General features: G+C 45.1%; 14 protein-coding genes. 6 read left to right on the plus strand and 8 right to left on the minus strand.

Annotation, left to right across the window (positions count from 1 at the left end):
* Positions 1 to 213 precede the first annotated feature (213 nt).
* The 6 genes from AC9UGD_RS01995 to AC9UGD_RS02020 all read left to right on the plus strand — a co-directional run bounded on the left by AC9UGD_RS01995 (position 214) and on the right by AC9UGD_RS02020 (position 4,571).
* Positions 214 to 531: a hypothetical protein gene (locus AC9UGD_RS01995; RefSeq protein WP_509568800.1), complete on the plus strand. Its 318-nt coding sequence runs from the start codon at positions 214 to 216 to the stop codon at positions 529 to 531.
* Complete coding sequence (locus AC9UGD_RS02000; RefSeq protein WP_509568803.1) at positions 531 to 1,919, plus strand: amylo-alpha-1,6-glucosidase; 1,389 nt, start codon at positions 531 to 533, stop codon at positions 1,917 to 1,919. The genes AC9UGD_RS01995 and AC9UGD_RS02000 overlap by 1 nt, the downstream gene beginning before the upstream one ends.
* A gap of 42 nt (positions 1,920 to 1,961) precedes the next feature.
* On the plus strand, positions 1,962 to 3,041 hold the full coding sequence (locus tag AC9UGD_RS02005; RefSeq protein WP_509568805.1) for a LacI family DNA-binding transcriptional regulator: 1,080 nt from the start codon (positions 1,962 to 1,964) through the stop codon (positions 3,039 to 3,041).
* 44 nt (positions 3,042 to 3,085) lie between these two features.
* The gene (locus tag AC9UGD_RS02010) at positions 3,086 to 3,493 is read left to right on the plus strand and encodes a DoxX family protein (RefSeq protein ID WP_509568808.1); all 408 of its coding nucleotides are present in this window, start codon (positions 3,086 to 3,088) and stop codon (positions 3,491 to 3,493) included.
* The gene (locus AC9UGD_RS02015; RefSeq protein ID WP_509568811.1) at positions 3,490 to 4,011 is read left to right on the plus strand and encodes an SOUL family heme-binding protein; all 522 of its coding nucleotides are present in this window, start codon (positions 3,490 to 3,492) and stop codon (positions 4,009 to 4,011) included. Before AC9UGD_RS02010 ends, AC9UGD_RS02015 begins: the two co-directional genes overlap by 4 nt.
* A gap of 335 nt (positions 4,012 to 4,346) precedes the next feature.
* Positions 4,347 to 4,571 carry a cytochrome b5 domain-containing protein gene (locus AC9UGD_RS02020; protein ID WP_509568814.1) on the plus strand — a complete coding sequence of 75 codons (225 nt, stop codon included), beginning with the start codon at positions 4,347 to 4,349 and terminating at the stop codon, positions 4,569 to 4,571.
* A 4-nt stretch (positions 4,572 to 4,575) separates the two neighbouring features.
* On the opposite strand, the gene AC9UGD_RS02025 is transcribed toward AC9UGD_RS02020, so the two are convergent.
* The 8 genes from AC9UGD_RS02025 to AC9UGD_RS02060 all read right to left on the minus strand — a co-directional run bounded on the left by AC9UGD_RS02025 (position 4,576) and on the right by AC9UGD_RS02060 (position 13,129).
* Entirely contained in the window at positions 4,576 to 5,037 is a 462-nt protein-coding gene (locus tag AC9UGD_RS02025) for a TspO/MBR family protein (protein ID WP_509568817.1), read from the minus strand.
* Between the two features lie 4 nt (positions 5,038 to 5,041).
* A complete protein-coding gene (locus AC9UGD_RS02030; protein WP_509568820.1) occupies positions 5,042 to 6,106 on the minus strand; it encodes an NADH:flavin oxidoreductase/NADH oxidase in 1,065 nt (354 codons plus the stop codon).
* Between the two features lie 9 nt (positions 6,107 to 6,115).
* Complete coding sequence (locus tag AC9UGD_RS02035; RefSeq protein WP_509568823.1) at positions 6,116 to 6,667, minus strand: DUF4287 domain-containing protein; 552 nt, start codon at positions 6,665 to 6,667, stop codon at positions 6,116 to 6,118.
* A gap of 64 nt (positions 6,668 to 6,731) precedes the next feature.
* Positions 6,732 to 7,760 carry an SGNH hydrolase domain-containing protein gene (locus AC9UGD_RS02040; RefSeq protein ID WP_509568826.1) on the minus strand — a complete coding sequence of 343 codons (1,029 nt, stop codon included), beginning with the start codon at positions 7,758 to 7,760 and terminating at the stop codon, positions 6,732 to 6,734.
* A gap of 13 nt (positions 7,761 to 7,773) precedes the next feature.
* The gene (locus tag AC9UGD_RS02045; protein WP_509568828.1) at positions 7,774 to 8,880 is read right to left on the minus strand and encodes an acyltransferase family protein; all 1,107 of its coding nucleotides are present in this window, start codon (positions 8,878 to 8,880) and stop codon (positions 7,774 to 7,776) included.
* Between the two features lie 6 nt (positions 8,881 to 8,886).
* Positions 8,887 to 10,257, minus strand: a complete 1,371-nt coding sequence (locus AC9UGD_RS02050; protein ID WP_509568831.1) for a glycoside hydrolase family 28 protein — start codon at positions 10,255 to 10,257, stop codon at positions 8,887 to 8,889.
* Positions 10,257 to 12,782 carry a glycoside hydrolase family 2 protein gene (locus AC9UGD_RS02055; RefSeq protein ID WP_509568834.1) on the minus strand — a complete coding sequence of 842 codons (2,526 nt, stop codon included), beginning with the start codon at positions 12,780 to 12,782 and terminating at the stop codon, positions 10,257 to 10,259. Before AC9UGD_RS02055 ends, AC9UGD_RS02050 begins: the two co-directional genes overlap by 1 nt.
* A gap of 2 nt (positions 12,783 to 12,784) precedes the next feature.
* Positions 12,785 to 13,129: a phosphomannose isomerase type II C-terminal cupin domain gene (locus AC9UGD_RS02060; protein WP_509568837.1), complete on the minus strand. Its 345-nt coding sequence runs from the start codon at positions 13,127 to 13,129 to the stop codon at positions 12,785 to 12,787.
* Positions 13,130 to 13,133: the final 4 nt, after the last annotated feature.

The raw sequence follows: 13,133 nt of genomic DNA on the forward strand, positions 1-13,133 counted from the left end.
ATTAGCTTGCTCTTTCTTTTTCAAACATCCAGTCTTTTGATGCGGTTGGGATGCGCGGTGGTGTGCTCATTGATTTCCTTGTTCAACTCCACAATTGTTAAATTCTCGCATAAGCGGATTAGGCCGATTGATTTAATTGAATCTCCTCAGTTTCAAAAGGTAGCCGTCCTTAATGTGTTCGTGGGGATTCTGTTTGTTCTAGCGCTCAGCAACATGCTCAATTTCGAGACTGCATCTCTTTTGATTTCGATAGCTCTTAAATCCAGCGCTCTTACATTATTGATCGCATGGATGGGGTTAATGCTTGTACTAAATCCAGTTTTTGTAAGTAAGGTCGCATATCAAGAAGCAGCGCCTATTTTTGAGATCTTCATGCTTTATGTGAAGCACAGCAAAAAGGAAGTACTTCTAACAGGAGCGATAGTGGTTGTGTGCGCCCCACTGATATTTATCTTCATTTCAATAGTTTTGACATTAACTCAGGCAATCGCCATCACCACATTCGAAGCAATGAGAGAGACTGAAATTTAATGGATGAATTGAAAGCTGGCGAAACTACGGTTAATTACGAGATCATTGTGCAAGAAAATGATCCTGCGCTTAATCCTGCCAATCGACCACCTATCAATGATGCGATAGAGATGATCCTTGGCCATGCCAACGGGTATCAGGTCCCATTTGCAGCGGTGCCATTAAGCCAACACAAGGATGTACCGGAGCAGAATCTTTATAACTGTCTTTTTGGGCGTGACTCACTAGTTATTTCAGATCTACTGTTTGACGTTAAGCCACATTTGCGCATGAATGTTATTTCTGCACTTGCACTGGATCAAGGAAAGAAATTTGATGCAAAAAGCGAAGAAGAGCCTGGGCGCATAGCCCATGAAGTGCGAAGTATTGATGATCCAGTAGCACAAAAACTTAGCGACCATGGTGACTGGAAGTTTCCATACTATGGCTCTGTAGATGCAACATTGATCTGGATGAAGCAAGTTTATTGTGCAGCAAAGGATGATCAATCAATTCTAGATACTGATATTGGTGGCGTTGCCCTGTGGGAGCGCTTCATTGCTTCGACCGAGTGGGTCTTGAAGCGTCTTGCCACTCCTTCAGGTTTTATCGAATCATCACGAGCAAATCCCAAGGGTATTGCTAATCAAGTGTGGAAAGACTCTGGCGATTCCTACATGCATGCCAATGGCGCATTAGCGCGTGGAAATTCAACTGCATCGGTTGAAACCGTGGGTGAAACATACGATGCAATTATGGCTGCTGTGGAAATTCAGCTGTTGAAACCAACTAAGAGTTGGCCACTTTCAACAAAAGAGTTGACTCAATTAGCACACAACCTTCGGCGCTCTTTAATCGCATATTTTTGGATGGGAGATAGTTTTGCTTTGGGTCTTGAAAGAGATTCGAATGGTGAGATTGTTAAATTCGAGTCACTCGCGAGTAATCAAGGTCGACTCTTAGATTCTGATGTTCTTTCAGGTGATGAATTCAGCATCTATCGCACAGCTATTGCCGCAGCGATGACTGATAGTTCGATGTTGGGTGATAGTGGATTGCGTACACTTTCAAACGCGCATGTTTCATATCGACCTGGGGGATACCACACAGGGTCTGCGTGGCCATTTGATGGCGTCCTAACCGCCCGTGGGCTCTTAAAACAAGGATTCACCAGAGAATCTATTTATGTGCAAGATAAAATTAAAAATGCAATTGAATCATGCGGTGGGTATCCCGAATTCTTCCGTGGCGATTGGCCAGAACAAGATCTCATCAATCGTTTTATACAGGATGTACAATTTGAGGATGAAAGCGGAGTTCGTGCAGACACAAATCGAATTGCACAACCACCTCAAATTATTCAAGGGTGGACTGTCGCTGCATACTCCTGGCTTTCTAATAGGCAGTGATTGCCCAGTAGTAAATCAAACAGGATCTCTGGGATACAAATAATGGATAAAAAAAGAGCTTCCATTGTCTCTGTTGCCCAAGAGGCGGGCGTTTCCTTGCAAACCGTTTCTAACGTGCTCAATTTTCCGGACAGAGTAAAGCCTGAGACAACAAAGAAGGTCTTGAAGGCTATTGAGAAACTTAACTATTCACCGAATTTGTCAGCTCGACGATTACGATCAAAAAAGTCATCATCAATCGCGGTCCGAGTAGATTCAAATGCACCTGTAGGCAAGGGATCTGATGGTCTGTACTCCGGATATATTCAAGATGAATTTGTGTATGAACTTGTTCGAGCCTCTGAATTGCGTGGAATTAGAGTTTTTACTTATGCATGCGGTGAGAAAGAAAACGAAGTAGAAAAACTATCAAAACTCATTGATTCCCGTGAGGTTGATGGATTTCTTCTAACCTCGACCGTAGAAGCAGATCCACGACTTAAATACCTACTCGACAGAAATGTACCTTTCCTCAGTTTTGGTAGACCATGGGGAAGTTCCCCTGAGTTTGCTAACTCATATCCATGGATCGATGTTGATGGTGCCAGCGGAACTAGAGATGCGACCAAAATGTTCTGGAAACTTGGACATCGCACAATTGGATTTCTCGGTTGGAAAACTAGCAATCAGAGTTCTGCTAAACCTAAGAGCGTTGCAGAAGATCGCTTACTTGGTTGGTCGCAGACCTATGCTGAATTGAAGGATTTCAAGCCAAAGAGGTCTCCACGTGATTACTCTGAATTAGGTGAAGAGACAATAGCTAGCGCACGTGCTTCAACTGCACGTTTACTCTCGCGCCATCCAGAGATTGATGCGCTTGTTTGTGCCAGTGATACTTTGGCTTTAGGAGCACAGATGGAGATAGCAAGCCTTAAAAAAACTATCCCTGTCTCTGGATTTGATAATAGTCCAACCTCCAAAGTCTTTAATTTCTCCTCGCTAGATCAAAATATCCCAGAAGTAGCATCCCTTGCACTGAAAGTGCTTATGGGGGAAGAGGGTAATTCGATAGGAAAATTCAATTCACTGAAACAAATTAGTGAACCGAACTTAATCATTCCACCCAGATTAGTTATTCGTTAAGTTTATTTCACAAATAGATCGATTAAAGGGTGTTTACTTATCCAATGATTATTGTGCGAAGGCTGCCTCAGATGCTCTTGGGGTTTGCTCTGGCCTATGCCGGTATTGGGCATCTAACAACTAGTAGGCAAGAGTTTCAGGCACAGGTGCCAACTCTGTTAAAAGATTATGCAGACTTTGTGGTGTTGGCATCTGGGGTGGTTGAGATCGCACTGGGTGTTGGGTTAATAGCGTTGTGGCAATACAGAGTGCAGTTAGGTTGGCTAGTTGCGGCCTTCTTTGTGGCAATCTTTTGGGGAAATATCTCTCAGTATGTAAACGGCGTTGATGCCTTTGGTTTAAATAGCGATACAGCACGGTTAATTAGATTGTTCTTTCAGCCGTTGTTGGTGATGTGGGCATTGGGTAGTACTGGTGCCTGGAGTGCGTGGAGATCTAGGGTTAAGCCATGACAGAGAGACAAGAGTTCAGAGTTATTCAAAGCTATAAGGGCTTTGAGCTACGTGAGTATCTACCGTGCTCCTTAGCTGAGGTTAAAGTCTCAGCAGATTACTCATCTGCTGGAAGCGTGGCCTTTAGATCTTTATTTGGATATATCTCTCAAGGCAATAAGCGATCAGAAAAAATTGCTATGACAGCACCTGTTATCAGTGCGCAAAAGGCTGACAAGGTGGCCGATGATGAGTGGTTTGTTTCCTTTGTAATGCCAGCAGGTAGCACTAAGGCGGATATGCCTGATCCCAATGATCCGCGGGTTGTGTTGCGCCAGCTAGAGGCTGAGAGCTGTGTTGCAGCCTCTTTTAGAGGTAGAGCAAATGAAGATGTAATGAAGAAAAAAGTAGCAGAGCTACGTGCTTTGGCTGCTAAAGAAAATATTGCCTTATCTAATGAGACAAGGATCTGTCGCTTTGATCCGCCAATGAAGCCAGGGTTTATGCAGTACAACGAGATAGTTATTCCAACTCTTTAAAGTGCTTTTACGGAATAGAAGTCAAGACAAAAGCCCCGCAATATTTCGCGGGGCTTTTGCTTTGTAACTCTATGGATATTCTTTATCACTGACTTCGCAAGTAAGAAAAATATAGCAGAAGAATTAACAGTCTAGAAGTTATCCACCACATTCATTTCGAAAAAGAATGACTTAGCGACCTCCACTTATCTTTCGCTGGTCCAACACCAACACCAACACCAACACCAACACCAACACCAACCCCAACGCCAACGCCAACACCAACACCAACACCAACACCAACACCAACACCAACACCAACACCAACACCAACGCCAACAGTTGCGGGTTACACGATGACCCAGGTAAGGGCTAATAACAACGCACAGAGTTGTTGGACCGTTGTAAATGATTACGTGTACAACTTAACCAGCTGGATAAATTCTCACCCTGGTGGATCTGGTGCGATCTTGTTCTTATGTGGAACAGACGGCACGAGCGCCTTTAAGTCTCAGCATGCAAATCAAAGCAAGCCTGCCATCCGATTAGATGGTTACAAACTAGGTCCGCTTAACAAGTAGTTTGTTAATTTAGTTTGCTGTATTGATAACTAAGAGTTGCAGCTGTTGCTACCCAGAGTTGATAAGGAAGCAGCGCAAATCCAATAGGGATTGATGTTCTAAATGCGATCACCATCATAGGCAAGGTCAAAAGCACGGTTCCAAAAAGTGCGATCACGGCAAACTCAAGGTTGTGGGGCCGATAGAATTGATAGGCCCAGATCAGCGCACATGCCACAGAGAGGGCAAAGAAAGTCAGATAGATCAGGGTGGCTGTGCTGGTTGCACGTTGGGCAATAGTGACAGCGGCAATACCTAAAACAATAAAATTGTAGGGCCAGATGATTCCAAAGATATAACCCGGTGGTTGCCATGCTGGTTGGTTCAATGTGCGATACCAGTTATCTCCAGTATTTACCCAGAGACCAGAACCAATGACATAGATTGCAACGATCGCAATACCTGCAACAGCGCCAAGTGATTTCATGGAATTAACTTAACTTGCCGCGCTCTATTGGTAGCGGCCACTTAATCTTCACACCAAGTTTTTCTGCAGCATGCAAAGGGAAGCGTGGATTGCGCAGGAATTCGCGGGCCATAAAGACAGCATCTGCCTCGCCGGTTTGGATGATGTGATCTGCTTGCTCTGGTTCAGTAATTAAGCCAACAGCAGTTGTCATGATTCCGGTTTCTGCTCTAATCGCTGTAGCAAAAGGAACTTGAAAACCAGGTGTTGCTTTGATGGGTGCGTTATGAACATTGCCACCGGTTGAAACATCGACCAAGTCCACACCCAGCGCCTTTAGCTGTGTACATAGTTCAACTGAATCAATCAAGTTCCAACCATCATCAACCCAGTCTGTTGCGGATATTCTGACAAACAGTGGTGTGCCTGTTGGAATCGCTGCGCGAACTGCTTCGACAGTTTCTAGAAGGAATCTGGTTCTGTTTGCAAAATCTCCGCCGTATTCATCGGTGCGCTTATTTGCAAGAGGTGAATAGAACTGGTGAAACAAATAACCGTGGGCTGCATGTAGTTCGATGACATCAAAGCCAATAGCAACTGCGCGCTTTGCTGCATCAACAAAATCCTGTGTTAGCTGATGGATTTGCGGGATCGTTAAGGCGACAGGTTCGGCGTAGCCTTCAAAGGCAATTGCCGATGATGAAACTGCTTGCCAGCCACCTTCCGAAGGTGATGCCATTCGGTGATCATCCCAAGGCAACATCGTGCCGCCTTTACGACCTGCGTGAGCTAATTGGATTCCGATCTTCACATCGTGGCTATGTGCAAAATTAACCATTGGTTTAAATGCATTGGCATGTGCGTCATCTTCGATAGATGGGCACCCAATTGAAATGCGACCTTCTGGCACAACTCCTGTTGCTTCGACCATGATCAAACCAGTGCCACCTGTTGCAAAGGAACCTAGGTGAACATCGTGCCATTGGCCGACAAAGCCATCCTTGGCCATGTACTGGCACATAGGAGACACCCAGATGCGGTTATTGAATTGGACCTCGCGGATTGTTAGTGGATCAAAGAGTGCGCTCATGTGTGCAGTCTATTTGAGATTGGCCAGGCTTGCTTTAATCATGGCCTGGATCAACTTGGCATCGACCTCCCAGTCATTGGGCAGCTGAATAGTTTTTTTAAGGGCGTTGCCCTCTTTGAACTTTGGAGCAAACTGCTGCAATACCTTTTGATCCCAGGGCGCTATCAACACATGCTTGGTCGATGCTGATGCACCAAAGATGTAATGCTTTTCAAACTTGACCATGGGTTGGTTATAGGCGATGACAAGTTCTAGGTCGGGAAACTTGGTGGAGATTGCCTTAAAGATCGCCTTCATTGTTTTTGCTTGTTGTGGAGTTACAGATTTATAAAAATCAGTGTGAGTGGCAAACCTTTGTGATGATTCAGAGCCCCGTGAAAACATAACAAGTGCGTTGGCATGGGCTTGTGAAAAACCATAGTTTTCTCGCAAGTGTGCAATTTGCTCTGGATATTTCTTGCCTTCAAGTTTTGCCATGACCTTAAACCAGTAGGCCATCTTCTCGCCGTACTTCTTTTCAATAGCCGGGAAGTGGGCTTCGCGCGAAGGATCTTTTGCCATGGGAAAAGAATAACCCCCGCAGCGATAGGGCTACGGGGGCTATGTCTAGTTCTAGCGCAGTCCTTTAGGGCTTAAAAGCTGGCGCTAATTTACTTTCCAAAGCTGGTGTCAAAAATTTCACATAGCTTTCAGAAAAATGCCATTGGTCGAAGTATGCAAGCTTTGAATTGATCACAATTGGACACAATGAATCGGTGCATGCCCAGGCAACGGTATCGATATATGTGCCACCAACAGCTTTGGTCGCTTTGGCTTCAGTACTGTTGTACTTGGCGTTATCTGCCTGTGTGCGGCCAGCAGAACACAGCGCAAGAGTTACGTTGGGCTTACTAACGCAATCAACTGGGTCTTGGGTCAAGCTCGGGTTATTACCAAGGACATAAACCTTTTTTGCCATCTTAGATATGCGAGCCATAGCTACCGGGAACTCTTTCTCCCACATAAACGGAGTATCAAAATCTGACTTCTTTCCATCCACAACAGCAGGCTTCCACTGATCTGTGACGATAATGATTTCTGGAGCAAGCGCTGAGATCAATGGGAACACTTTTTGTTGCCACTGCGTGCATTCGATGAATGGTTTATTCAGCTGATAACTCCAAATCGGAATTTCAACAAGTGGGCAGGCTAACTTTGCAAAAAGTCGAACCTTGTACCCATTCTTTTTCGCAATTACATCTAGGGCGCTCATCCACATCGACGCATGCGAATCACCGTACAGCACAATCACTTTCTTCGAATTCAAATCACCAGCTTCACACACAGGCGTATCTGTGGATGCAAAATCAACTGAACATTCTTGATCTAGCCAAGAACTCTTATCCTTACGAGCCTGCAGAATATTTGATGTGACAGCTTTAGGAACTACATTCAGGGTTACAGCTTTTTCAACGGCTAGCTTGATCTTTAGGTCTGCTGTAAGCAATTGCCAGCTTCTTTTACTTCCGGACTTCAAGCAGATGAAGGTCGAACTCTTTTCAGTCACCGTTTTATTCACCGTTGGACAATTGGCTCCGACCTTAGTTGCAGCTTGCGCAATTGGAATCGGACTGACAAGCGCGATCAGCACTGCTGCAGTAATTAGTCGTTTCATTTCAGCTCTTTTCTTATCCTTGGTATACAGAGAATAGGGTTGTTGCGGTTGCTGCAATTGCAATTGTTCCAGCGCCAACTGTGATTTTCGGTCTGCGAGATAGCGTTTGGGAGTAGCGAACCGGGTTTTCAAAGAAGTGATGGGTTAATACGGATAGCAGGGCGGTCAGAGCAATAACAAGCAGAACCTCTTGTGTGCCTAGCCGCGAGTAATAGCTTCTTGTAATCGTTAAGACTGGCCAGTGCCACAAATAAATGATGTACGAAAGATCACCGATATATGTGATGACCTTGTTTTCAAGAAGAGCAAAACTTTCCATCCGCGGATTTCTGAGTAACAGAACTGCGGTAGCGAGAACAACCGGAATTGTTGTAAGTCGGGGCCACTGCATACTTTGCTCAATGATAAACGCCGATGCTAGTAAAAAAGTCACCAATCCATACAGCACAAAGCCTGGAATCCGTATTGTCTTTGCTGTTATTGCCAGCAAAGCGCCAGCTGCTAACTCCCAAATTCTGGTCCAAGTAGAAAAGAATTGCGCGCTTTCGTTAATGACACTTTGATAGATCGCTGTTAGTAATGAAAGTGCGATCACGACACCAAGTAACATTTGCTTGCTTTTTAGGCTTATTGACTTGACAGACAAAAGTATAAAAAGAGCTGGCCATACAAGGTAGAACTGTTCTTCTATCGATAGCGACCAAAAATGTTGAAGCGGGGAAACTGCGGTTCCGGCCGCAAAATAATCTAAGGCGGTGTTGTGGAAATGAAAATTGCTCAGAAAGATGGTCGCCCAACCGGCATCTAAAGTCGCATCATTTGAAGCAACAGGCCCTAGCAACAGTTTGGTAGCCCAGATAGTTACAAGAGTTACCAAAATCGCACTCGGCACGATGCGTCGGATGCGACGTGCGTAGAAGTTGATAAGAAATCCCTTAGAACTGTTCAGATAACTTTTAAGCATCTGCTGGGTAATGACAAAGCCCGAGATCACAAAGAAAATATCAACCCCAATAAAGCCGCCCTTTACGACCCCTGGGAACAAGTGACCCGCAACAACTAGTAAGACAGCAAGTGCGCGCAGCCCCTGGATGTCCTTACGGTGCTGCGTTGGGGCCATCGTGGGTCAGCGAGTGAGTTCAGTGAAATTAGTTGAGGTTACGTTTACCGAGTTAGATTCAACAACAGCTTGTCCATATTCAGCCCTAGATGCCTGATCCCAAATTACAGTGCAGTTATCCAGATTAATGTCGGATGAATTAAAAATTTCAAAGGCATTGTGCTTGCGATGTATTACTGGCTCGATTGCATTTGGACGCAGGTCAATACGTGGCGCCCATTTTGATTCCTTTTGCATATGTACTTCTACATTGCGATAGGTCACGCCCTTAATTAGTTCGGGGTGTGCTGCGTAATTTAGGATTCCGGCCTCGGTGTGGCAGGTGATGTTTTCAAAGGTAATGTCTCGCACAAAGCCTTCATAGGTACGTTCGATATTGCCATCGGTACCCTTTGCTGGATCATCCCAAGAAAACGCAGTCACATGTAGCGCTTCGCCATGTCCCCACCATATATCGCTGAAGGTGCGGGTATGAACTATTGAGTTCGAGAAGCGCACATTTGAAATTGTTCCGCCTTCTCGTGCTCTAACTGCAAACCCTCTGTGTGAATCTTTAATAATGCAGTTGTTAACCAAAACATTTTTGATATCGCCAACAGATTCTGTGCCCAAGGTAATCGCACCTGATGTAGATGTCATGATGCAGTTTGAGATCAGGATATTGGCCACATCGCCGTACTGGGCTGTTTGCGAACATGATTTCAAGGAAATGCAGTCATCTGCTGTGACAAATTCACAGTTAACAATTCGAACATTTTGACAGCGATCAATGTCGACCCCATCGGCGTTAGGAACCATCAAATCGGTAAGGATTCGAATGCCATCAATCAGAAGCTCGTTACATCCAGTAGTGCGGACCGCCCAGAATGCTGGATCCTTGATTACAACATCTCTTATGGTCAAGTTTGTGCACTCGATCATGAAGATGGCAAAGGGGCGTTCTAGGTATTGATCTTTACCGCCAACAGGTCCACGCATTTTATGGATGTATTGACCGCGTTCGGCAATGAACCCATCAGCGTTACCGTCGATAGTGCCATGACCTGAAATACGGGCGTTATGAGCCTTAAAAGCGCTAATGAATGCACGTTGAGGCAGTACAAACTCATCAACAGTCCCATTAGTTAGGGTCTTTATGTTGTGGTTTGCGGTGTAGTCGTTGTAGTCACTACTTGCTCGCAGAGTTGCACCTGATTCTAGGTACAGATCCACATTGGCTTTTAGCGCAATACTGCCGGAAAGATAGATTCCTCCACTTGGGATGATTACCTTGCCACCGCCAGATTTATGCACAGAGTCAATAGCTTCATTGATAATTAAGGCATTGTTGAAAATGCCGTCATTCTTGGCACCTACATCACTAATGACGATATTCATCAGCCATTAACGATTCTGTTATGTGACCACAAGATCGATTCTACGGATTTTTGAATCTTTGCTAGATCCTGCGCGTTACCAGTAATCGTGAAGACATGGTTTTCACCAGGCAGCAGCGAAACATTTTGCGAATCAATCTGGGTTCCTAGTGCAATAATTTCTGGAAGAATCGACAGTTCGTGAACATAAGTTTTGGCAGTTACATCTACCGTCAATTTTCCGTCAACCATTTCGGCAAAGTATTCAAGATCATGTGCTGGTGCCGCCGCAGCTGGCTTTAAAGTTGTGCGACGAGAAACCCGAACTTCAGGGCAGGATGCAAGAATGAATCCTTCAAAATCTCCTGCTGCAATTTCAGGGAAGATTTCGGTTGCTGGTGTTCTGAAAACTCCGTAGCGATCTAATTCAACTTCCAGCAGATGCTTGTTAATGACGGTACCAACGTGATTGATTAAGAAAACCTCAACACGTGGCTTCCAAGGATCTGGATGATCGTTTAGCAAGGTGATCTGTGCACCCTGATCTACTCGGCCAACAATTAGAGTTCGTGGGCGATACGCAGCCTTCATCGCATGCCAAGCAAGTTTTCTAAATCCAGTGTGGTCCAGGACAGCCCAGCTAATCGCTGGCCACATGTCATTGAACTGCCACAGAATTGAGCCAGAACAGGTCTCGTACAGGCTTCTAAAGTGCTTTAAACCAATCTCTACAGCGCGGGCTTGATCCAACGCGGCAGCGAAGTACCAGGCATGGCCTGCAGTTGGGGGATTGGCAAACTCGCGTGAAAGTCCTGATGCAATCTTTGTCATTCCATCAAATGCCCGCTGGTAGTACGCAACTTCAGCTGTTGTTGAATCCAGATCATCACTACCGATTGCTCGGGTCAGCATTGACCACGAGCCAGGGCCGTTAAATCCAAACTCTGCAGCAAAGGAAGGGCTGTACTGCTCGTAGCGCTCGTATCCGGTTTCATTCCAGACATCCCAAATGTGATTAGTACCAGAATCAAAACTGCGAACATCATCGCTATGAGTTGAGAAAGGTGATCCAGGAATATATGGACGTGAATTATCAATTGTCTTTAAGGTGTTTGGAATTGTCTGACGGTAGAAAGTTTCACCCCAAGGACGACCAGCAAGATCTGGCTGCCAGCCCCAGTATTGAAAACCTTCTAGACATTCATTGCCGCCACACCAGATAACTAAACTTGGGTGGGATGACAGTCTGCGAACATTTTCATCAACTTCTGCGGCGACTTCCTCAAACATTTCTGGTGTCTCAGGATATGCAGCACAGGCAAAAAGAAAATCTTGCCAAACAACAATTCCTTCTTCATCACAGAAATTGTAGAAGTGCTCGGATTCATAGATTCCGCCACCCCAAACTCTAATTCCATTAATGTTTACTTCCAACATATCTTTGATTCTTTGTTGGTAGCGCTCTTTTGTGACTCTAGTAGGGAACGGGTCATCAGGAATCCAGTTAGCACCGCGAATCCAAAGGCGTTCGCCATTGACCTTGATTGCAAAAAGATTCTTGCTATCGCTAATGGCTGATGAATCTAATTCGACTTTTCTAAAACCTACGCGCTTGCTTTGGGTTTCTAGCAGCTGACCAGCTGCGTCGAGCAACTCAAACTCAACGGTGTACAACGGTTGTTCGCCTCGACCACGAGGATGCCAAATCTTTGCATCCGGAACTTGGATCCGTTCGGCAAATTGTGAGCCATGTATGCTCACTTTTTGCTCCACAATTGCAGCTCCGCCGCTAGCTGGCAGTACTCGAACAACTGCTGTTAGTGAACGAGTTTCACCTTTTACCGGAACATTCAGATCAAAGGCTGGAACTCCATTTTCAACAGTCGGAACAATCGCCAGGTGATCTACATATGCAACATTCCAAGAATGAAGCTCAATTGGCTTCCAAATACCTGAAGAAACTGTGATGGGACCCCAATCCCAGCCATAACTACAGGCCATCTTTCGCTGATAGTTATATGGCATGTCATATGGACGGGGATATAGCCCTAACTCTGCAACATGTTCTTCGGCATCAGTAAGCGGTGCTTTAAAGGCAATCTCCAGTACAACATCGCCCTTTGATATTTCTTGCGTAATATCTAGTCGGTACGAACGATGCATATTCTTGGTGGTCAAACGAACAGACCCATTAATGGAAATAGTTGCAATCGTGTCTAAACCTTTAAAGATTAAATCTTTATGGCCAGCAGTTGTATCCTGTGGAATTGTTGTTGAGTAGAGGCTATCGGTTTTCCAAATCCAGAATTGATCCTGCTCTTTTCCATTGATGGAAATATCATCGATGAAACCGGCAGCAATCAGATCTGTATGAATACATCCCGGCACAGTTGCCTTAAATGAAGTAGGAAGTTCTTTGCGAACAAATTTTGTTGGATCATTACGCCAAGCGTTGTGTCCATCTTTAACAGGTTCGATATCCCAGGCATCTGGTCGTGGTGAAAGCTTTAGAGTCCAGTCAGTCTTAATTTCGCGTGATGAGTTCATGGCTATCGACCAAAATCATCTTCGACGCGTTCGATGTCATCTTCACCGAAGTATGATCCTGTTTGGACTTCGACGAAAACAACGTCATCATTACCGATGTTTGCAATTCTGTGCAAAACACCGATTGCAAAATCAACTGTTGCTCCTGGTCCCAAGGTGCGATCTTGGCCATCAATGGTTACAAGAGCGGTTCCCTGAACAATAAACCAGTGCTCTGCACGCTTTTGATGACGTTGGTACGACAATCTCTTGCCAGGTGTGACCCAGATGCACTTGACCTTGTGGCCCGTTGCTTCTTGTAAGACTTCGTAACGACCCCAAGGACGTTCTGATTTTTCGAGTTCCATGTGT

The organism is Candidatus Planktophila sp., assembly GCF_044232745.1.
Lineage (GTDB): Bacteria > Actinomycetota > Actinomycetes > Nanopelagicales > Nanopelagicaceae > Planktophila.

Bases quoted from the DNA above. Each gene is read 5' to 3' on its own strand.
- AC9UGD_RS02000 (WP_509568803.1), top strand. From the start codon at position 531: ATGGATGAATTGAAAGCTGGCGAAACTACGGTTAATTACGAGATCATT.
- AC9UGD_RS02040 (WP_509568826.1), bottom strand. From the start codon at position 7,760: ATGAAACGACTAATTACTGCAGCAGTGCTGATCGCGCTTGTCAGTCCG.
- AC9UGD_RS02020 (WP_509568814.1), top strand. From the start codon at position 4,347: ATGACCCAGGTAAGGGCTAATAACAACGCACAGAGTTGTTGGACCGTT.
- AC9UGD_RS01995 (WP_509568800.1), top strand. From the start codon at position 214: ATGCTCAATTTCGAGACTGCATCTCTTTTGATTTCGATAGCTCTTAAA.
- AC9UGD_RS02060 (WP_509568837.1), bottom strand. From the start codon at position 13,129: ATGGAACTCGAAAAATCAGAACGTCCTTGGGGTCGTTACGAAGTCTTA.
- AC9UGD_RS02005 (WP_509568805.1), top strand. From the start codon at position 1,962: ATGGATAAAAAAAGAGCTTCCATTGTCTCTGTTGCCCAAGAGGCGGGC.
- AC9UGD_RS02015 (WP_509568811.1), top strand. From the start codon at position 3,490: ATGACAGAGAGACAAGAGTTCAGAGTTATTCAAAGCTATAAGGGCTTT.
- AC9UGD_RS02055 (WP_509568834.1), bottom strand. From the start codon at position 12,782: ATGAACTCATCACGCGAAATTAAGACTGACTGGACTCTAAAGCTTTCA.
- AC9UGD_RS02045 (WP_509568828.1), bottom strand. From the start codon at position 8,880: ATGGCCCCAACGCAGCACCGTAAGGACATCCAGGGGCTGCGCGCACTT.
- AC9UGD_RS02035 (WP_509568823.1), bottom strand. From the start codon at position 6,667: ATGGCAAAAGATCCTTCGCGCGAAGCCCACTTCCCGGCTATTGAAAAG.
- AC9UGD_RS02030 (WP_509568820.1), bottom strand. From the start codon at position 6,106: ATGAGCGCACTCTTTGATCCACTAACAATCCGCGAGGTCCAATTCAAT.
- AC9UGD_RS02010 (WP_509568808.1), top strand. From the start codon at position 3,086: ATGATTATTGTGCGAAGGCTGCCTCAGATGCTCTTGGGGTTTGCTCTG.
- AC9UGD_RS02025 (WP_509568817.1), bottom strand. From the start codon at position 5,037: ATGAAATCACTTGGCGCTGTTGCAGGTATTGCGATCGTTGCAATCTAT.
- AC9UGD_RS02050 (WP_509568831.1), bottom strand. From the start codon at position 10,257: ATGAATATCGTCATTAGTGATGTAGGTGCCAAGAATGACGGCATTTTC.